Origin of the sequence: Exiguobacterium sp. R-39, assembly GCF_049942815.1 — a bacterium.
In the GTDB taxonomy this organism is placed as follows: domain Bacteria; phylum Bacillota; class Bacilli; order Exiguobacteriales; family Exiguobacteriaceae; genus Exiguobacterium_A.
Genome location: NZ_CP187965.1, coordinates 1564851 through 1584392 on the forward strand (window position 1 = coordinate 1564851; position 19542 = coordinate 1584392).

A 19542-nucleotide genomic window follows, 5' to 3' on the forward strand; every position below is an offset into this window, starting at 1 on the left:
GGAGGTGTGGGATGGTTACCATCCTGATTGCAGAAGATGATCCACATGTCCGGTACCTGTTAGGCGAGACTTTACGTGCGGCAGGATTCCGGACGATCGAAGCCGCAGACGGAGCACAAGCGCTTGCCTGCTTTGACGAACAACACATTGATCTGCTGGTCACGGACGTCATGATGCCGCATGTCTCGGGCATCGAACTCGTCCATGCGTTGCGCCAAGCCGGTTATGATCTGCCGATTTTGATGCTGACGGTCCTCGATACGTTTGCTGATAAGGAAGCAGGATTCGTGACCGGCGTCGATGATTATCTGGTCAAGCCGGTCGACCTTGATGAATGGCTGTTACGGATTCATGCTTTGCTTCGGCGATCGAAAATCGTCGCGACACAGGAACTTGTTGTGAAGACGTTGACGTTACGGATGCGGGATGCGACCGTCGTCACACCGGACGGCGAACTTACGTTACCGCAAAAGGAATTTCAATTGCTCTATCGTCTGTTGTCCCAACCGAAACAGATTTTCACACGCCAACAGTTAATGGATGAGATTTGGGGATACGATGTTGAAAGTGACAGCCGGACGGTTGATGTCCATGTCAAACGGTTACGGGATAAATTCAGTCATTACCAAGCCTTCACGATCGAGACGGTCTGGGGACTCGGCTACAAAGGGGTCGTGTTATGAAGCCGTTTTTCCAGTCGATCTCCGGTCGGTTTTTCCTCATCTTGTTTGGCTTGCTGCTGTTGCCGTTATTGATTCCGCTCGGGGCGACGTTCTTTTTCCAATTCGATTCGGTCCGCCAAGACGTCGCACAACAACTGGCGGAACGGACGAGTACCGTCGAACGGTTGATGGTCGAACAAGAACTGTCCTTCGCTTCAGCCAGCCGCTACGTCGAACAATCGGTGATCGAGACGACGGAAGTCTCGGCCGACCGTTTACAAACGATGGTTTCACTGTCTGAAACTGAAACAGAGACGCTTCGCCGGAAAGGAGAAGTGGCTGTCGCCGGAACCTTTTCGGAGCGCCCGCTTCATATTCGGCAGGTCGGCGAACGTTACTTGGTGGCGACACCGAACCCGGACCAGGACCTTGTCTCAAGTATTCGCAACTCGTCCTTGTTTGGAATCGGTCTGACGATTGCCGTCGCCTTCTTCCTGACCTGGTTTGCCGTCCGGCTCGTGACCCGACGGATCAAACGGATCAGTGAAGCTGCTGTTGAAGTGACGCAAGGCAACTACGATATTCAGATTCCGGATCAGGGGAGTGATGAAGTCGCGAACTTGATTCAGAACTTTAACCAGATGACCGTCGCCTTGCAACGAAACGAGTATTTGGCAAAAGATTTGGCGGCGGCGATTTCCCATGAACTGAAGACACCGATCGCATCGATCCACGGGTTCAGCCGGTTACTGGCACAGCCCGGTCTTCCGGAAGACAAGCAACAGCATTACATCCGGATCATCGCACAGGAAAGTGACCGTCTGTCCCGCCTGACCTCGAATCTTGTCCGGTTATCGCGGCTTGATCACCAGTCAATCATCCAGCGGAAAGCCTATCGTTTTGATGAGCAGGTCCGTCGTGCTTTGCTGTTACTGGAATCCCAATGGACAGACAAACATCTGATCCTCGATCTCGAGTTGGCGGAAGTGACGGTCGTCTGGGAAGAGGAACTGATGCAACAGGTTTTACTCAATCTTCTGCAAAATGCGGTCTTTTTCTCACCTGCAAACGGCGTCCTGTCGATTCGGCTGACAAAAGCAACGGATGTGACGTTGACCATCATCGATCAAGGAAAAGGCATTTCGGCGGCGGAACTCCCATTCGTGTTTGACCGTTTTTATCAGGGCGAGACCTCACGGACAACGGATGGTCACGGACTTGGTTTGTCGATTGTCAAACGGATCGTCGAATTACACGGCGGGACAGTGACTCTTGACAGCACCCCCGGTCAAGGAACGTCTGCCAAAATTCAAATACCGCAAAAAGGACCTGCTTGAGCCGTTTGCTCAAACAGGTCCTTTCGACTCCTTATTCATGAACCAGGCAGTGTCCTGCAGAAAAGACTCGATGTCGGTTTGCGTACGGATCCGGTTCAGGACGTTCCAATCGTTGACGGGACAAGATCTGCCGGTAATCTTCTGCACCGCGGATTTCCGCCCGATTTTTTGTGAAGCGGCAACCCGCGCCAACAGGACTTCTTCGGCAAGGTCAAAGTGAACGAGAATCGTCCGGAACTGGTCCTTTGGAAACTGTTGCAACAAGCGGATGCGCTGTTTTTTTGTCAGATTGGCATTGCAGACAATCAGATCCAGGTCAGACTGAAGACGTGCATGTTCGACAATCGTATCCGTCAGTTGATGCTTTAGGCGGTTTGGACCGTCGAGCGGTAACAATTTTTGATAATGGGTGTTCAGGAAACGGGCATGCACGTCTTGATCAATGACAAGAAACGATGGATACAACCGGGACAAGCGGTCGGCAAACGATGATTTTCCGGCATGTGTCTTGCCGACGGTCAGAAGAACGACGCGTCTCATTGGACTGTCCGCTCAGCCATCGCGTCGAGGATGGTCCGGACCCAGTCATTGACCTGACCGAAGCACGGTCTGACATCACAGACATGATAAAACGTGCTCGCTTCCGAACCGGTCCAACTCGTCGAATCGAGCATACAAAGGAACACCGGAATCTGGACAGTCAGAGCAATCCCGAGCTCGACGTGGCTGCCTTTACCGGCAGGCAGGACCAAAATCAAATAATCACTTGCCTGAACGGCGTCCAGTTCCAGTTGTCCAATTCGGTTCAGCTCTGCCACTGTTTCTACCCGTTCCGATTGTGTCCAGTCGTACGTCAGGTGATGACCTCGCTTGATCAGTTGGTCGTTTATGAAACGGACGTCTTCGATGTTACGGAAGCTACTAGCCGTGTAAAAATTCATTTGAAGATCCCCCTGTCTTATATTTTTTACAGATTTTTGAAACTAAAATGGTACATAATCAGTCTAATGATATAGAAAGGAAAGGGAGGAGTGCCGTGTTCCGTAAAAAAATCGCCGGGAGTTGGACGGATGATGTGTTTCTCGCAGCGTTATATGCCGAAGAACGCTATATTTACCGGATGTCGTATCTGTATTTAAAACACGAGCAGGAAGCGCTTGAAAACGTGCAGGAAGTCGCTTTTCGCGCCTGGAAGTACCTAAAGTCACTGCAGGATGTCACCTATTTTAAGACTTGGCTGACCCGGATCACGATCAATGCAGCACTCGATCATCTTAAGAAATACCAAGTGCTGGTCTGGACAAACGATACGGCACAGGATAGGGGTGAGCCGCAAATCCCGTCGTTTGAACATGTGGTCGTTGATCAACTGTACCTGACTGATTTACTTGAACGACTCGATGTCAAGGAACGGTCGTTAGTCACGTTACGGTATCAAGCCGATTATTCCTTTCAGGAAATTGCTGGTTTACTCGACATTCCGATCAGTACGGTGAAAAGTACGTTATACCGGGCGATTCAAAAACTACAACGCCATCAAGCGAAAGGAGGAGAGTCCGGATGAAACAGCAACTTGAGACAGCATTAAAAGACATTCCCGTACCGGATACCGTTCACGCCCGGATGGAGCAGGGACTCCGCCGGAAAAAACGGAAACATCGTTTACCGCAACTGATTTTAGCAGCTAGTCTGCTGATCGGTCTGTTGCAATATGATCGGATTGAATCCTGGATCCAGCCGCCGATCGACCAATCGACCGCCTCGATGATTCCAGGACTTGTCTACCAGAAAGCGATATACCTGCAAAGTGATACGACAATCGCCGAAGAAACGGAGTTTCAGTTGCGTGGACAAAAGTTAGGTGTCTCCAAAAATACCTGGACCGAAGGCGCGGAAGCCGTTAACGTCAAGCAATCACTTGGATCGAATCTAGAGAATTATACGATTTACGTCGTAAAAGGATATGATCCCGCGATCCGACTGCTCGCGGTCGGACAGGAGGACGGGGCTGAAATCGTCCGCGTGCTGGACCGGTCGACATTCCGTCCGGATTATTTCCAACAGCTTCACCTGCAACAGACAATTCTTCGTGCTAATTATCAAACGTTCTCGACATGGGAATCGACCAACTCGGAACCGATTTCCGCAGGATCCCGGCTGCGTCAATTATTTGCTGAATTGAGCAAGGCGGTTCCGTTACGCGAGTCGGATCTTGCGGCGGATGTCGTCGAGTATCAAAATGACACCGATCTGCGGATTCTGAACGTGACGATGGCAGACGGGGTGACGAACCAATTCCGGTTGATTCGTGAAGGCTATGTTTATTATGAACCGCTCGACCTTTACTTTGCCGTCAACGGGCCAGTATTTGATGATGTCTGGGAGCATTTGAACCAGTAACACTAATTACTCAAAGGACTTCCGAAAGCCGTAAAACGGGCGGAACGCCTGACCGCGGTAAAAACTTTCCGAGCTGCTTGACGCAAGCACTTCGATCCGGGTCGTCGGATACCAGTCATGAAGACGGGCGAACAGCTGTTGCGCGATACCTTGCCCCCGGAATTCAGCATCAATCAGTAATTCACAGATGTACAACGTGACCTGAGTGTCTGTCATTCCGCGGACATAACCTATGACCTCCCCCGCATGTTCGACGACAAGCGCAGCGTTTGAGTGTTGCCAAGCGAGTTGGGTCCGTTCATGGAGACGGACGAGCTGGTTCCAGCCTTCCGCAGCATTTAAGCGCTGAATGGCGGGGAAGTCCTGATCTTGGTATGGTCGAATCTGGTAAGTAGTTGTCATGAGCGTGACCTTCTTTCTGAATTAAGTTGGATGAGAATGGGTTCGAGTTCCGACCAATCGTTCACAGTGTAGGAGGACGGACTATTGACGACCGGTTGATTACTTTTTAATACCGCCGTCATGCCAACTGCTTCTGCTCCTTTGATATCATGCAGTGGATGATCCCCGATAAACAGGACCTGTTCCGGTGTGACTCCCCAGTCTTGTACGGGACGGAGGAACAAAGCGGGATCGGGTTTCGCAAGACCAACTTCTTCCGAAATCAGGATCGGATCAAAAAATGTCTGCAATTGATGGTGGGCGATGACCGATCGTTGCAAGTCACTCCGACCGTTCGTTATGAGCCCAAGGCGAGACGAGACCGTTTTGGTCAAAGGTCAAAAAGAGGGTTTGATAAGCGTCAAGTGGACAAGTTGAAACGGGCGCAATCAGACGAGCATGTTGAGATTTCAAAAAGAGCTGCAAAGAAGTCGTACGATCAAGTAACGTCCCGTCGAGGTTAAATAAAACAGCGGAGAGGGTCATGAAATAGCAACTCCTATTCATTATATATATTTCAATCACCGTAATGTTGACATAAAATTTATTGAAATACTTAGACAGGATATCTTACATCTGTACAGAACATCAATATCTATATTCGTCTATTTCGTTAAACTGATTGCACAAGGAGAATCACATGCAAACAAAAACATCTTCATTTAACCCAGTACAGTATCTGGATACACAAACAGCCGGAACACCCATCGTGATTTTGACCGGAATGGGCTGTTCCTATCATGAATGGTATGAGATTGTCCAAACACTTCAAACAACCAACCGGGTGCTCAGCTTCCACCGGCATTCATGGCGGGAAGGGGACGGGGTTCACCGGACCAGTCACGCTGTTCAACAACTAAAGACACTATTGACCCATTGCAACGTAGACGAACCGATTCTCCTGGTCGGCCATTCCTACGGGGGACTGATTGCGCAAGAGTTTGCGATCCGTCATCCCGATCAATTAAAAGGGTTGCTTTTGGTCGATTCGACGTCGGTTGACTTACACGAACTGGATACTCTTGATACACCGGAGCTTGACACCCTGTCATCCGATGCCACTTGGATCAAACAATGCCGGTATTATGCGACACAAACGAACGATCAGTTGCGTCGTTTGGTTCAACCGGTACTGACGCCGGCGCAACATCGATTACCGAAGACGATTCAGTCGGCATTGCTTGACTTCCAAACCGAACCGGCACTGTATGCGATGATGGCGACCGAAGTCACACACTGGAAAATGGATGCACAACGGATAAAAAGAAACACGTTTCCCGACTTGCCGCTGATTGTCATCGGACGGGACCAGAGGCAAGCCATTGCCGAAGGACTGCAGGACGGATTACCGGAAACGGAAGTTCGTCAGCTGGAAGAGACGTGGCATCAACTCATATTACGACAGGCGAACCTGACAAAAACGGCAACGATTCGGTTTGCTGAAGGAGCAGGCCATGCCGTTCACCTCGACCGACCGGAACTTGTCATCGCGGCAATCCGACAGCTCGACCACACTCCAGTAAAGGACGTGTTGCAATGAAACGGAGCATCTTAGTTCAGTCCAACCAGTGATTTAGTCCGCTGCTTCTCACTGTACATCGCTTGATCCGCTTTTTGAAACACGGTTACTACATCGGTTGTTGCTTCATCATACGCAAACCCAACGGCAATCGACAGGTCATGTTTGAGGAACTCGCTCCGTAATTGTTCCATTAAATGGCGACACTGCTGTTCCGTGTACCCCTGGCAGACGATGACGAATTCATCTCCCCCGAGACGGAACGCTTCTTGGCTGAAACGGCTTAAGCAAAGGGCCGTCTGTTGGAGCAACGCATCACCTGCGATATGACCAAACCGGTCATTGACCCGTTTTAAATCATTCAGATCCAGCGTGAGGACACCCAACGGAATGGCTTCAGAGGATATCTTCTCTTCGATCAAGCAGTCGAATGCATGGCGATTGTAGAGACCGGTCAACGTATCGCGTTGACACAGTTGCTCGAGTTCCTGCTGTTTGGCCTTCGCTGCATTCATGTTCCGGATCACACCTTGAACGGCAACGATTTCGCCGTTCTCATAAATCGGAGTCGTATATTCTTCAAACCAAATATATGTACCGTCATTCGTCCGCCAGCGTTGCAGGAACGGTTCATCGTAGTTGCAGTTACCCGAGATTTTCGACATTAAAATCTCGAGATCATCCGGATGAATCCGGTCGAAACAATCGGACGGGTCGGCATAACTCGCTTCAACCGTTCCAACACCGATATGTTCATCGAGAGAAGGACTGATATAACGAAAGCGATAGACCGGTCTGACTTCAAAGATATACATGATGTCTTTGGAATGGTTCCCGAATGCGGCAATCGTCGAAGGTAGAGACAGCGGACGCATCTTTTTGAATATCCAACAACATAGGAGGGTCAATCCAATCCCAATTGTCATTCCAAACCACAACAAAAGCTTCACCTGCCTTATTTTTAATGCTTCAGCTCGTATCAAAACGTATGTATGCGTAATAATGTAGATGAGATGCTAATAGAACACACTAAATTATAGCAAATGCCTTGAATAATACATACAAAAAATGACAATTCACATATTTACTTTCTTGATATTATATTGAGCGATAGGAGTATATTGATCAGCAAGGTGACGCTTTCTGGAAAGATAAAAGATTTTCTCATTCCACGACAAAAAAGTCAGCAAAATACGAACTGTTTTGCTGACTTTTTTGTGTTCATAGTCGATGCATTTTTGAGCATGTCGGAATCGCAAACGCGTCCGAGGCTCTATTACTAAACTCACGAAGATAGTGGAGATAGTTCTTACCGCCATAGTTATACCGTTTATTATACATCCTCACAACAACAAGCTGACTTTCGGGTACTACGAGTAAGAGTGGACCAGTGTTTCCAAGAATTTGATAAGAACCCTTTGGAACACGTTCTCCTATCTCACTTCTTTCCTTTGCTTCGTCTTGCACGTACCAAAACAATCCATTGGCAGGAAGTCGTCCATCATCGTACTGAAGACTTTGAATGGATGTACAGATTCGAATGACTTCTTCCGGAACAACTTGAATTCCGTCATGACGTCCCATATTTAAATGAAGATTTCCCCATAACGCAAATTCTTTTGCAGTCGTGTGCAGATTTGAACCCATTCCGTCATCATACGGGTACAACTGGAACGTTGCCTTCTGCTCAGGGTCATCGATGACTTTGACCAAAGCTTCCGACTCCTCTGTTGACCATTCGGTAGATTTAAATCCTAATGGAGTGAAGACGCGCTCCTTCAATAATTGAGTGAAATCATAGCCATATAGATACTTAAACAGTTCCGTGATAATCCGGATATTGATTCCACGGTAGGCCCAACTTTCACCTGCAGCGAACTCCCTGTAAATCGATCCGTCATCTCGTTCATCTAAACCATGTGAGTGGGTGACCAGATGCCGAATGGTCATTCCTTGAAAAATCTGTTGATCGTAGTTTTTCAAGTATTTCGAGACACAATCATCAAGACTGTGAATTTTTTTTTCATACAACGCATAACCAATTGCTAACGCTAAATAACTTTTACGAGCGGAAGCAATATTGAACATGGAATCTATACCAATCAAATTCGAATTTTCGTTACCGTGAACTCCTTCATAATGTTCTAAAATGATTTGATCATTCTGCATGATAACTACCGCTGCAGCACTGCTATGATTTAGATGCTTAATCTCACTTACGTAGGAAAGCAGCTTTTGATAGGAAGGGTGCAAATGAACAATGCTCCTTTCGCCTTTTGATGAATTAGTCTCCAAGTTTGTGTCTCTTAACAATTAGAATAAAGCTATAAAATCCATCTGCTCTAACCCATTTCTTAAGACTTAAAGCACTAGATACGTCCGAAACCCCCGATTGGCATAATAGGAGTCCGCTCCATTGTGATAGACAAAAACGTGCTGATACCGCCGGTCGCAAAAAAGGACGCCATCTTTTGTCCGAATCGATTCCAGCGTCTCGATTCAGCCGGATTTCTTCAAATCAAATTTACCTATGCCTTATGTATGTATTCTTTTGATTCAACAATGGAATGATCTGTAAAATGAGATACATTAAAGTATAGTAAACAACCGAATTTAAATATACAAAAAAATCCCATTTTAATTTCTGGAAGTCCTAAAAATATCAAATGCGGCACCTGCCAAAGCGGGTACCGTATTTTCGTAACCTTGAGACGACAGATAGGAAGACAGTCAATTTTTCAGCTTTTTGCTAGCCCATAGTAAGTTGAAAAAAATCAATACCAGACAAGAGACGATACTTAAATAGGAAACATCATACGTTGCCACTAGTTGATGTTCCGCCACGTTTAAGATGGACGAGGGTAACAAATCGGAAAACGCAAGATCAACGTTCTTGATGAGCAGGAGGAAAAAGCTGATTCCGATGGCTGAAACAGCAATCAAAACCTGATGCTTTACATAGACGCTAATCACAATGACAAGACTGGTCAGGTAAAGAATCCATATGCTGTATAGAACAGAAAATAAAATCAGTTTTGTAATCGAGAACGAACCGAATAAGTATACCGTGCAGATATAGGATGTCAGGATTCCAAATCCGATACTGAACATACTGATGAACCAATGGGCGATCAGTTTGGCATATACATAACAATGTATGGATACCGGGCGTGTCAGAATAAAATCCTGCATCCCGTTTTGACGGTCCGTTGCAATCAGTCCCATGAAGCTGATCAGCAGGATGATCAGACCGATTTGATCAAATTGACCAGAGATTGTTGATAAAAAAATTTCACTTGGAGTGGGATCTAGCTTGTTCGGATCCAGGATGACTCCAATCGAACCGCCTAACTGTTGCAAAATGATGTCCATATACAGATTAATCAAAGGTTGGGTTAAACCAAGTAGAACAAAAAAAACCGTTAACCAAACGTATTTATATTCCTTTGCAGCCTCCGTTAATTCTACCCGCACAAGCGTCGCTAAATGGTTCATAAATCCGCCGCCAGTTCGAGAAACACATCTTCTAGTCCTATTTCATGGAAACCAATTGATATCAGGTCAATGTGTTTTAGAGAACAGACGGTTAAGACTTTCTTTAGGTCAAACGCTTGTGTTCCAGTGATGAGGAATGTGGCGGCTGATAACTTTTCCACAATGACGGATGGGAAAAATTCCCGTATTTGATCTACATGTACAGCATCCCTGAACTTGATGCGTAACTGTTTAGGATTAATTGTTTGATCCTTTTGGAATAGGTGTTTGATGATACGACCGTTTTTCATGATGACATAACGGTCACAAATATCTTGGGTATCATGCAGTATATGCGTCGATAACAAAATCGTCATCCGTTGCTTCAAACGACCGATTAACTTTCGAATTTCATTTCGGCCGATTGGATCTAGGGAGGCGACAGGTTCGTCTAAAATTAAAAACCGGGGCTCATGCAAGATGGCTTGCGCAATTCCGAGACGTTGTTTCATCCCTCCCGATAATTGTTCCACCTGAACGTCTTGTTTGTCCTGAAGACCAACTTCCTTTAAAGTTTCTGAAATGCGATTCTTCAAGATATCTTTTTTTATGCCGGACAATTTTCCAAAAAAGAACAGTGACTCTTGGCAAGTCATCCACGGTTTGAAATCTGTGTATTGAGATAAGTAACCGATCTGTTTTTTATAAACTTCAATTGGCTGAGAATGAAATGTAATATCGCCTGATTCATACGAAAGGATTCCCATCAGACATTTGATCAGCGTTGTTTTGCCTGCGCCATTTGGGCCAAGCAATCCGATACATTCGTTATCCTCAATCGAAAGATTGATCCCATCGAGAATCTTTTGTTTATCAATCGTTTTATGCAGATTATGAATCGTAATCATGACGGACGTTTCTCCTTCCTATCATCAAGTAGAGAATTGGACCAACCATTTGCATACTGACAATGATCCATAGCCACAAGTAAGGCAGAACAATTTGATTTTTTCTTTTATACCAATCGAAGAGGGTGATTCCAATCAACAATACATTTAGGAAAAGAATGGGGAGAATCAGAGGAAGTAGTTGAAGCCAATCGATTTCTAATAAAGGTGTGATACTTGTGTTCATTTAATCACCTCTTTCTATTATCATTATCAATAATGATAATTAATAAGTCAACTAGTTTTTTACTTTTTATGGACTCAATGAAATTTTAAACATCATGTAGACATATGGTATGTTCATGTAGCAGGGATAGCCAAAAACAGTTGGCACAAGATGATATTTTAAAAAAGAGACTATCAGGACAAGGTGACGTAACAAATATACTGTTTAACGAAAGGATAGATAAAATGAATTTAGATTTATTTAAAAATCAAATCAGGTTCAAAATTGCATTGGAATTAATTGACCGTGATAATGGATTATCCATTATGCAACTGAATAAGTTACTCTCAGATGTTCCACAAGCTACGCTATATCGCCATGTGAACGCGATGCTTCAAGATTCTTTATTGAAAGTGGTTAGGCTTCAACGTGTCGGAAAAGTCGAAGAAAAAATTTATGCATTGAATACATCCGGATACAAAATTAAAGATGAGGACTGGGCTTCAGCGACATATGAGGAGAAGGTTAATTTTGTCTCGTTCTATTTTATGTACATTTTACAAAACTATAAAAATTATCATGAGAAGCTAATTACAACCGATTCAGCGGATAAAGCAACATTTTCATTGGTTAAGTTAAATTTACCAGATGAAACGTTTCATTCATTCCAGTCAGAACTTGCTACATTATTAGAAAAATACTATGCATTATCAATGGAAAAAGAAGACAATGAAAATAAAAGAACTGTCTCGCTAGTTATCATCCCGTAAACAAAAGAAGTACCCACTATCATAAGTGAGTACTGCTTTTTACCGTTCAAAGCGTGAAGTACGTCCGAAAACCGCGGTTGGCATAATACGAGTCGGCTCCATTGTGGTACACGAAAACATGATCATACCGCCGGTCGCAGTATAACGCGCCGCCTTGCGCCCGGATGGACTCCGGTGTCTCAATCCAGCTCGACGTCTTTACATCGAACGGTTGAATCGTTTGCAGGTGACGATAGAGGTCTTCTGTCAACAAGGCGACACCGTGCGCAGTGGCTTCCGCGACGGCATTGCCGACAGGCTTATTTTTCTTCCGCTTTTCCAGTGCAGCCTCGTCATAACATAAGCTGCGGCGACCCGATGGACTTTCCGCTGCACAATCAACGAAAACCCATTGGCCATTTGGCACTGTTACGATATCCGGTTCACCGCCGGTCTGTTCCATCCAGTCAAGGGAATGGAGCATTTCCGGGGATAACCGGGACACGATATCATCCCACTTCACAGCGGGATGCCGGTCAGGATGATCCGTGAACCGGTGATGGAGGATGTCAATCAACGTCGCTTGATCCATGTTCTTTCCGCCTTTCGATAGCTAGTTTATTTTCTCTAGAAGATGTATTAAATGTACATCATTTTTCCAAATAACGGTAGAGGGTACTTTTGCTGATGCCCGTTTGCTCCCGAATTTCGGACAGACTGTACTGTTTACTTTGATACATGTCGATTGCTCGTTTGACGTTTTCATCCGGCTTTCGCGGGCGTCCCGTCTGTTTGCCGAGCTCTTTTGCTTTCGACAGTCCTTCGCGGGTCGCCATGCTGACGACGTCACTTTGGAGGGCCACGAGATGCTGGACGATGTCACGGAACGACTGGTTCAGGGCCTGCCGGGTGTCAATGTCTTCCCGGATTGACAAGAGGTAGGCTTGCTTCGTATCCAAAGCGTTCAACACTTCGATCAGGTGACGCGTCGAATCCGCCAACACATACAAATGAGAGACAAGGATGATGTCACCCGGTCTGATATCTTCTAACAATTGATCAAGCACGTAACGTCGTTTCGAGGAACTGTGCTCCTCGATCCTTACTTGATCGGTTTCATAGGTCTTAAGTGCCTCGGCTTGCTTCTCACACGTTGGATCTTCAAAATAGGGGCGCATGTAACCAACAATCATAATGTTCTCCTCGCTCGAATCAAAATACCTGCTGCGATGAAAAGAATACGCGGATCTGTTCTAGATGAAACTCGTATTCAAGATTCATCCAGCCGGTGTTTATCTGTCACTTCCTAGTATAAGGGAAACCTGGACGAGAAGAAAGGTGGGGTATTATACAGGAAGCGGTGGAGAAATAAACGACAAGAACACTTTCTGCATGACCTGATTTTTAATACAATAAAAACGTCCTCGTCAGACGAGAACGTCGGCAATCCATTAAGCGGATACAACAGAAATCCGTTCCTTATCATGGCGATGATGCTCGACTTCATCCGCTAAAGCAACGGCATAATCGGCATAACTGATGTAACTGTCACCCGCAGCATTCAGCGTCAAGACATCCTGCGCCAATTGATACTTACCGGTCCGTGGCCCTTCCGGATCAAAGAAGGCGGCCGGGCTGATGAACGTCCAGTGTAGATCGACAGTCTGTTGCAAATCTTCCAGATTTTTCGCCTGATTTTTCGCTGTCGGCAGGTAAGCGGACGGAAAGTCCGGCGTATCTGCCAGACGGGCCGTTTTTTCTTGATCGACGTACAGACTGCCGGCTCCTCCGACCACAATCAGACGGGTCGAATTGCCGCGTAATTGATCAATCAAATGCCGTCCTAAATCAACATGCTGGTGCTCATTTCCGGGTGACGCTCCAAAGGCATTGATGACGACATCAAAATCCGCCAATTCCTCCGTCGTCAGCTCAAACGCATTGCGTTCCAGCACCGTATCATGTTTCGTCCGTGTCGCATCACGGACGATGGCCGTCAAGGCGTGACCCCGTTCTGCCAACTCCTCTAAGATAACCCGTCCTGCTTTTCCACTCGCTCCAATGATGGCAACCTTCACCAAAAACGCCTCCTTTATTTGTATGTAGCTGTACATGTAATTATTTTAGTTACAGAATCTATTATTGTCAAGGCAATTGACATTAAAGGGGATGCTCATTAAAATAAATGCATTGGTGGTGAAACAAATGATTAATAGCCGACTTGCGGTTTCTGTTCATATCCTGGCCTTGATCGCGACACATCCGGACCAAGCCTTGTCTTCTGATTATATCGCCGGAAGTGTCAATACCAATCCGGTCGTCATCCGTCGCTTGATCGGATCGTTACGCCAAGCCGGATTGCTTTCGACGGTCGCCGGAAAAACCGGGGCGACGTTGAAGAAAGATCCGCATGACATCACATTATTGATGATTTACCGGGCAGTCGAACCGAAAGAGACGTTATTCTCAATCCATGATCAGCCGAATCCTGCCTGTCCGGTCGGCCGCGACATCCAATCGACCCTCAACCAGTCCTTCATACGTGCCCAACAGGCGCTTGAAGCCGAACTCGGGAACGAAACCTTATCCGATATCCTCCATCGTCTTGTTCAGGCAAGATGATGCTGGTCTGTCTTTTCATGAAAACGCCTTCACTTTTGAAAGGAGAAATGTCAAGATGCGACTGATCAGTTATTCAGCCGTCAGTGCAATTGGATCCTTTTTATTGTTCACTGCGTATGCCTTTTTAACGAATGTCGAAAATGAGTTTTTATATCAGTTCGGTACGTTCGCGACGACCTTGTTTACATTTGCCGTCGGTTTGCCGATGCTCTTCATTACAAGGCAGTATCCGTTCTCCTTACGCTGTTTGATCTATTTGACGGCCGGTGTCTTTACGATTTTATTGTTCGTCGGATTTTATGATTATTTCGGTCAGGAGACTTTTGTCGAGTCCCGGCAAAACTTAAGCGGAATCGTCCGCTTCGCGACACTGGCCTGTCTGTTTTATATCGTCCCGTATGAATGGATGTACTTAAAAAAATCGTCGACGAATCACCCTTCGATGTCTTCTTGACGCTGACCTTCTGAAAAGAAGGTTTTTTTGCAGGAATTCCCAATAAAAAGGAGAAACAGGTAGACAGCTACATTTAAAGGGGGAGAACACGCATGCAAGCTACATTCATTTGCCGGCAACTCGGAAAATCCTTTACCGGTGACGGCATCGAGACCCATGCCTTGTCGGATATTAATCTGACGCTTGATGGCGGGGACTTCATTTCGATCATCGGTCCGTCCGGCTCCGGAAAATCGACATTGCTCAGCTTGATCGGGACACTTGACCGTCCGACGAGCGGCACGCTGTCATACGGCGATCAAGCGATTCATCAGCTCAAGAGCAAAGAACTGTCCGATTTCCGGTTTGAGAACGTCGGCTTCATCTTTCAACAGTTCCATCTGATTCCGACACTGACCGCGCTCGAAAACGTCATGGCGCCGTTATTCGGGCGGAAAGTGACGTACGATAAAAAAGAGCGGGCCTTGTCGCTGCTCGAGAAAGTCGGACTGGCGGATAAAGCCGGTTCACTCCCGTCGCAGTTATCCGGCGGTCAGCAACAGCGGGTCGCCGTCGCCCGGGCCCTCGTCCACGAACCGAAATGGTTGCTGGCGGACGAACCGACCGGCAATCTCGATACCGAAACCGGTGAAATCATTTTTAGCCTGTTGCGCACTTTGAATGAAGAGAAGGGTTGCGGTGTCCTGTTCGTCACCCACGATCCCGCTCTCGCCGAACGGGCCGACCGCAAAATCGAAATGCGGGACGGTCTGATCATCGAAGACCGCCGGCTCGTCCGCGCCTGATCCCTTCTTTTTGAATTCACCGCAGCGACCGCGTACACTGAATGTGTAGAGGAGGCGAGCGTATGCGCTTAGGAATCTTGGATCAGGTCCCGCGTCACGAGGGGGATACGATCGAACAGACGATGGAGGCGACAAAACGACTGGTCGTCGAGGCGGAACGCCTTGGGTATGACCGGTACTGGTTTGCTGAACATCACAATACGAACGGGTTGCTCAGTGCGGCACCGGAATTGTTCATTGCCCGGATGGGAGATGTGACTTCCCGGATCAAACTCGGGTCCGGCGGGGTGTTATTACCTCAGTACCGTCCATTAAAAATCGCCGAGACGTTTTCGACACTGGCTGCGTTTTATCCGAACCGGATTGAACTTGGAATCGGCAATTCGCCGGGCGGCAGTGAACGGACCCGGCGTGCATTGACAGACGGCGCCGAGAATGCGGCTGCTGAATTTCCGCGGATACTCGACGAGGTTGAAGGTTTTTTGACAGATTCCTTGTCGTCGCGTCATCCGTACCGGATCGTCAAGACGACACCGCGTATAAAGGAACGGATCCCGTTATCCGTGCTCGGACTGTCGCCGCGCAGTGCGATACTCGCCGCTGAGCGGGGACACGGACTCGTGTTTGGTCATTTCATCAATCCCGACAAGTGGCAAGAAACGCTGCAGACGTACCGCGACGCATTCGTTCCGGTCGACGGACGAACACCGAACGTCATCGTCTGTGTTTTCGTCATCTGTGCCGAAACGATGGGAGAAGCAGAAGCCTTGGCACGGACGCAAGACGCCTGGATTCAAGGGATCCGGCTTGGCCATTCGATCGTGCCGTCGTTTGCGACCACAGAAAATAAGTCGTGGAATGCCGAGCAACAACAACGAATCCAGCACGACCGCCGGCGGACAATTGTCGGGACACCAGACGAAGTCGCCGAGGCACTGCAGGCGTTGTCCGACCGTTACCAGACCGATCAGTTTCTATTGATCAATAATGCGTTTGATCAGGACAAGCGGCTCCGGTCCTATCAGTTGATTGCCGAACGATTGCTCCATTAAAAAACACCGCCTGCGTACAGGCGGTGTTCGTTTTGACTTATTGTTGGGCAGTCGGACGGATCAGGATTTCATTGACCGCCACATCGTCCGGTTCATTGACGGCATAAGCAATCGCACGGGCAATGGCGTCAGCGTCCATCGCTTTTAAGTCGCCGATGCCTTGTTTGATTTCTTCGTCCGTGATGTGATCTTTCAGCTCGGTGTCAACTGCTCCCGGTGAAATGATCGTCGCGCGGATATTGTTTTCGACCGACTCTTCTTTTCGCAAACCTTCCGTAATCGCACGGACGGCAAATTTCGTCCCGCTGTAAACGGCACTCGACGGCATGACGTCGTGTCCTGCGACAGACGAGATGTTGATGATATGTCCTCGTTTCTGCTCGCGCATATAAGGCAGAACCGCACCGATGCCGTAGAGGACACCTTTGATGTTGACATCAACCATCGTGTTCCACTCATCCTGTTTGTTTTTGTTCAGTTTCGAAAGCGGCATCAAGCCCGCATTGTTGACGAGTACGTCGACCGAACCGAACGTATCTTGTGCAAGTTTCGCGAGTGCATCGACTTGCGACGCGTCCGTGACGTCCGTCACCTGATAGACGGCTTTACCGCCGAGTTGTTCGATTTCCTGTTGCAAAGTTTTCAAACGATCTTCCCGGCGTGCTGCGAGGACCAGTTGCGCACCTTGTTTAGCGAGTAACTTAGCAGTAGCTTCCCCGATGCCACTTGATGCTCCTGTAATGATGACGACTTTGTTTTCGATCATTTAGAAAACCTCCTGCATATTTTTTAACTCAACTTAGAAGTATTAACCTCTTTTAAACATCAGCAAACCTCGGACAGACAGTTCGAAGACCGAAAGGATGAATACGATGCGAAAAGGATTTTGGCTCGTTCTTATAGTAGCAGTCGGATTGGTTTTATACGTGGAACCGTTTCGCGGGTCACCGCCGGAACCGGATGTTTCCGTCAACGGAACAGACATCGGTGTGACAAGCGGATCATCTTGCTGGCACAGCCTGTTGAACAGAAAATGTATCGACCTTAGTGATACGACCCCGCTTAACATGACAGCCGACCAGACACCAACCGTCGTCAAACCCGGTCAGAAGATTGAGGTCGCCTTTAACGACGGTCCCGCGCCGGAACGGATTCAGACGGAACAATGGTTAAAGGATGGAAGGACGAAAACCGTTCAGCTGAAGAATGAAGACTTAACCGTACCTACCGAAAAAGGTCTGTATATCTATCACGTCTCGGCCTGGTGGAAGAAAGGCGATGGAAACGTCGCATTTTCTGTTCAAGTAAAATGATGTTGACAGAGCTCTATCAATGTGGTAAATAGTAAAAAACTGTTCGAAAACGAAAGTTCCTTCATCTTTTTTTGGTGAAAGGGACTTTTTTTATTAAATATAGTAAATAGAACACTGGATTCCACTTACTAAAAGCTAAATTATCAGAATAATAGAACATTAATTAAAAAGTGCATTTGAATGTTTTAAGGTCTAGTGAACGGGAATAAACACACCATACACATAATATTTCAGCTAGTGAAAGTCTTATGTGAAAGAATCTTACAACGTTATGTAAAAGGAGAGATGAAGATGAATGGGTTCAATCGTTTCTTACTCGTTCTCATCGGTCTGCTTGGGTTAGTGAGCGTTGGCTTACTGGTTCTCGGCGTCTACGATGTTCCACGACTCAGCCCGTTACTTGAACAATGGCAGGATCAACAATGGTACAGCTACACAGTGCTCTCGATTGGTGGGTTTTTAGCTTTCGTATTCGTTATTCTCTTATTCACCGGGTTACTCAGCCGCTCGAAAGGTCAACGGTTGTTGATCCGGACAGGAGACGGTAACATCACGATTTCGAAAGAAACCATCGAACGGACGGCACTTGAGTCGATTCGTGGAATCAATGGTGTCCGGACACCAAGTGTCCATGCGGATATCCATTCGAAAAAAGAAACAGTCGCTTTGACCGTTGACTGTTCGGTTTTCGGGCAGGAAGGGTTGCCGACGATCGGCAAGGATATTCAAGAACGGGCGAAACATGCCGTCGAATCGTTGCTGGAGTTACCGGTAACGAGCACGAAAGTCAAAATCAGTGATACAAAAACAAAAACGTCGGAACGAGTCGTTTAAAGGGAGGAATTGAACATGAGTACGAAAGAACAGTTGTATCCGTACCGGTTCCGGTTAATCGGCGGTCTCGTTGGACTCGTGATCGCGGTTCTGTTCCTGACAATCGGTTTCGGACCTACGATGTTACTGCTCGTCTTCACCGCGATCGGCTTTTTGATCGGAAAGTGGCGGGACGGAGCACTTGATATTGAAGGATGGATTCAGTTCTTTAACCGGGACTGATTCATATATAAAATAACCTACACTTTATTCAAAAGGAGAGATTTCAAATGGCAAACGAATCATTAAACACGGCTGGACAAACGGAAGAGGTACGTTCAAACAAATTAACGTTCGAAGATCAGGTCATTAAAAAAATCGCCGGGATTGCCTCAAATGAAGTACAAGGCATTTTATCGATGAGCGGTGGATTCATGAGCGGTTTGACGGATCGCCTCCGCAGCACGGAAGACATCACAAAAGGTGTCGGCGCAGAAGTCGGTGAACGCCAGGTGGCGCTCGATCTTCGCGTCATCGTCGAATACGGCAAAAACATTCCGTCCATCTTCCAGGAAACGGTCGCCAAAATCAAAAAAGCGATCGGCGATATGACAGGACTTGAAGTCGTCGAAGTCAACATGCATGTCGAAGATGTCATGACACGGGCCGAATTCGAGGCGAAAAGCAAAAACAATGAAGCGGCGGAAGAAAAAACAAGCCGCGAATTAAAATAATCAAATCGACCGGGAATTCTCGCTGTGAGAGTTCCCGGTTTTTTTATATTTTTCAAAAAATCGTTTACCGATTT

The 19542-nt window shown here is 47.0% G+C and carries 26 protein-coding genes and 1 pseudogene; 14 read left to right on the forward strand and 13 right to left on the reverse strand.

The genetic code is table 11. The features are described from left to right. Positions 1-11: 11 nt before the first annotated feature. Both ACP26N_RS08295 and ACP26N_RS08300 read left to right on the forward strand, forming a co-directional pair. Complete coding sequence (locus tag ACP26N_RS08295) at positions 12-683, forward strand: response regulator transcription factor (protein ID WP_131972674.1); 672 nt, start codon at positions 12-14, stop codon at positions 681-683. Beyond that, complete coding sequence (locus tag ACP26N_RS08300) at positions 680-1999, forward strand: HAMP domain-containing sensor histidine kinase (RefSeq protein ID WP_426353494.1); 1320 nt, start codon at positions 680-682, stop codon at positions 1997-1999. The genes ACP26N_RS08295 and ACP26N_RS08300 overlap by 4 nt, the downstream gene beginning before the upstream one ends. Before the next feature lie 9 nt (positions 2000-2008). Here the strand turns inward: ACP26N_RS08300 and ACP26N_RS08305 are convergent, their stop codons facing one another. Both ACP26N_RS08305 and ACP26N_RS08310 read right to left on the reverse strand, forming a co-directional pair. Further along, positions 2009-2539, reverse strand: coding sequence for an AAA family ATPase (locus ACP26N_RS08305; RefSeq protein WP_426353496.1), 531 nt, complete (start codon positions 2537-2539; stop codon positions 2009-2011). Continuing rightward, positions 2536-2940 carry a group-specific protein gene (locus ACP26N_RS08310; RefSeq protein ID WP_426353497.1) on the reverse strand — a complete coding sequence of 135 codons (405 nt, stop codon included), beginning with the start codon at positions 2938-2940 and terminating at the stop codon, positions 2536-2538. The genes ACP26N_RS08305 and ACP26N_RS08310 overlap by 4 nt, the downstream gene beginning before the upstream one ends. A gap of 95 nt (positions 2941-3035) precedes the next feature. On the opposite strand from ACP26N_RS08310, the gene ACP26N_RS08315 reads away from it, so the two are divergent. Further along, a complete protein-coding gene (locus tag ACP26N_RS08315) occupies positions 3036-3563 on the forward strand; it encodes an RNA polymerase sigma factor (RefSeq protein ID WP_426353498.1) in 528 nt (175 codons plus the stop codon). Further along, positions 3560-4399, forward strand: a complete 840-nt coding sequence (locus ACP26N_RS08320; protein WP_426353500.1) for a hypothetical protein — start codon at positions 3560-3562, stop codon at positions 4397-4399. The genes ACP26N_RS08315 and ACP26N_RS08320 overlap by 4 nt, the downstream gene beginning before the upstream one ends. Before the next feature lie 6 nt (positions 4400-4405). On the opposite strand, the gene ACP26N_RS08325 is transcribed toward ACP26N_RS08320, so the two are convergent. Further along, on the reverse strand, positions 4406-4801 hold the full coding sequence (locus tag ACP26N_RS08325) for a GNAT family N-acetyltransferase (RefSeq protein ID WP_426353502.1): 396 nt from the start codon (positions 4799-4801) through the stop codon (positions 4406-4408). Then, complete coding sequence (locus ACP26N_RS08330) at positions 4798-5175, reverse strand: HAD family hydrolase (RefSeq protein WP_426353504.1); 378 nt, start codon at positions 5173-5175, stop codon at positions 4798-4800. The genes ACP26N_RS08325 and ACP26N_RS08330 overlap by 4 nt, the downstream gene beginning before the upstream one ends. Before the next feature lie 305 nt (positions 5176-5480). Here ACP26N_RS08330 and ACP26N_RS08335 point away from each other — a divergent pair, with 305 nt between their 5' ends. Continuing rightward, positions 5481-6380, forward strand: a complete 900-nt coding sequence (locus ACP26N_RS08335; protein WP_426353505.1) for an alpha/beta fold hydrolase — start codon at positions 5481-5483, stop codon at positions 6378-6380. 11 nt (positions 6381-6391) lie between these two features. On the opposite strand, the gene ACP26N_RS08340 is transcribed toward ACP26N_RS08335, so the two are convergent. The 5 genes and pseudogenes from ACP26N_RS08340 to ACP26N_RS08360 form a co-directional block, all read right to left on the reverse strand. Then, entirely contained in the window at positions 6392-7234 is an 843-nt protein-coding gene (locus tag ACP26N_RS08340) for a sensor domain-containing diguanylate cyclase (RefSeq protein WP_165871616.1), read from the reverse strand. A 346-nt stretch (positions 7235-7580) separates the two neighbouring features. Next, positions 7581-8612 (reverse strand): serine hydrolase domain-containing protein, encoded by a 1032-nt coding sequence (locus ACP26N_RS08345; protein ID WP_426355405.1) that lies wholly within the window; start codon positions 8610-8612, stop codon positions 7581-7583. 108 nt (positions 8613-8720) lie between these two features. Next, positions 8721-8891, reverse strand: a pseudogene (locus ACP26N_RS08350) (DUF4256 domain-containing protein); the annotation flags it as partial. 198 nt (positions 8892-9089) lie between these two features. After that, positions 9090-9854 (reverse strand): ABC transporter permease, encoded by a 765-nt coding sequence (locus tag ACP26N_RS08355; RefSeq protein ID WP_426353507.1) that lies wholly within the window; start codon positions 9852-9854, stop codon positions 9090-9092. Continuing rightward, complete coding sequence (locus ACP26N_RS08360) at positions 9851-10741, reverse strand: ABC transporter ATP-binding protein (protein ID WP_426353509.1); 891 nt, start codon at positions 10739-10741, stop codon at positions 9851-9853. Before ACP26N_RS08360 ends, ACP26N_RS08355 begins: the two co-directional genes overlap by 4 nt. A 366-nt stretch (positions 10742-11107) precedes the next feature. Between ACP26N_RS08360 and ACP26N_RS08365 the strand changes: the two genes are divergently transcribed. Next, positions 11108-11716 carry a transcriptional regulator gene (locus ACP26N_RS08365; protein WP_426353510.1) on the forward strand — a complete coding sequence of 203 codons (609 nt, stop codon included), beginning with the start codon at positions 11108-11110 and terminating at the stop codon, positions 11714-11716. Positions 11717-11762: 46 nt separating this feature from the next. Here the strand turns inward: ACP26N_RS08365 and ACP26N_RS08370 are convergent, their stop codons facing one another. The 3 genes from ACP26N_RS08370 to ACP26N_RS08380 form a co-directional block, all read right to left on the reverse strand. Continuing rightward, positions 11763-12287, reverse strand: coding sequence for a DUF4256 domain-containing protein (locus tag ACP26N_RS08370; protein WP_131972660.1), 525 nt, complete (start codon positions 12285-12287; stop codon positions 11763-11765). Between the two features lie 58 nt (positions 12288-12345). Further along, the gene (locus tag ACP26N_RS08375; protein ID WP_131972659.1) at positions 12346-12888 is read right to left on the reverse strand and encodes a recombinase family protein; all 543 of its coding nucleotides are present in this window, start codon (positions 12886-12888) and stop codon (positions 12346-12348) included. 258 nt (positions 12889-13146) lie between these two features. Beyond that, the gene (locus ACP26N_RS08380) at positions 13147-13773 is read right to left on the reverse strand and encodes an NAD(P)-dependent oxidoreductase (RefSeq protein ID WP_131972658.1); all 627 of its coding nucleotides are present in this window, start codon (positions 13771-13773) and stop codon (positions 13147-13149) included. 127 nt (positions 13774-13900) lie between these two features. On the opposite strand from ACP26N_RS08380, the gene ACP26N_RS08385 reads away from it, so the two are divergent. From ACP26N_RS08385 to ACP26N_RS08400, 4 genes are all read left to right on the forward strand, one after another. Next, complete coding sequence (locus ACP26N_RS08385; protein WP_426353511.1) at positions 13901-14317, forward strand: Rrf2 family transcriptional regulator; 417 nt, start codon at positions 13901-13903, stop codon at positions 14315-14317. A gap of 55 nt (positions 14318-14372) precedes the next feature. Continuing rightward, the gene (locus ACP26N_RS08390; protein WP_131972656.1) at positions 14373-14771 is read left to right on the forward strand and encodes a hypothetical protein; all 399 of its coding nucleotides are present in this window, start codon (positions 14373-14375) and stop codon (positions 14769-14771) included. 92 nt (positions 14772-14863) lie between these two features. After that, complete coding sequence (locus tag ACP26N_RS08395) at positions 14864-15556, forward strand: ABC transporter ATP-binding protein (RefSeq protein WP_131972655.1); 693 nt, start codon at positions 14864-14866, stop codon at positions 15554-15556. 62 nt (positions 15557-15618) lie between these two features. Beyond that, positions 15619-16608, forward strand: coding sequence for an LLM class flavin-dependent oxidoreductase (locus ACP26N_RS08400; protein ID WP_426353512.1), 990 nt, complete (start codon positions 15619-15621; stop codon positions 16606-16608). A 37-nt stretch (positions 16609-16645) separates the two neighbouring features. Here the strand turns inward: ACP26N_RS08400 and ACP26N_RS08405 are convergent, their stop codons facing one another. Further along, entirely contained in the window at positions 16646-17374 is a 729-nt protein-coding gene (locus ACP26N_RS08405) for an SDR family oxidoreductase (RefSeq protein ID WP_131972653.1), read from the reverse strand. 106 nt (positions 17375-17480) lie between these two features. Between ACP26N_RS08405 and ACP26N_RS08410 the strand changes: the two genes are divergently transcribed. The 4 genes from ACP26N_RS08410 to ACP26N_RS08425 all read left to right on the forward strand — a co-directional run bounded on the left by ACP26N_RS08410 (position 17481) and on the right by ACP26N_RS08425 (position 19468). Further along, positions 17481-17921 carry a hypothetical protein gene (locus ACP26N_RS08410; protein ID WP_426353513.1) on the forward strand — a complete coding sequence of 147 codons (441 nt, stop codon included), beginning with the start codon at positions 17481-17483 and terminating at the stop codon, positions 17919-17921. 291 nt (positions 17922-18212) lie between these two features. Then, entirely contained in the window at positions 18213-18755 is a 543-nt protein-coding gene (gene amaP / locus ACP26N_RS08415; protein WP_012370438.1) for an alkaline shock response membrane anchor protein AmaP, read from the forward strand. A gap of 15 nt (positions 18756-18770) precedes the next feature. Beyond that, positions 18771-18977 (forward strand): DUF2273 domain-containing protein, encoded by a 207-nt coding sequence (locus ACP26N_RS08420; protein WP_114595755.1) that lies wholly within the window; start codon positions 18771-18773, stop codon positions 18975-18977. Positions 18978-19024: 47 nt separating this feature from the next. Then, positions 19025-19468 (forward strand): Asp23/Gls24 family envelope stress response protein, encoded by a 444-nt coding sequence (locus ACP26N_RS08425; RefSeq protein WP_426353515.1) that lies wholly within the window; start codon positions 19025-19027, stop codon positions 19466-19468. The last annotated feature ends 74 nt before the right edge of the window (positions 19469-19542 follow it).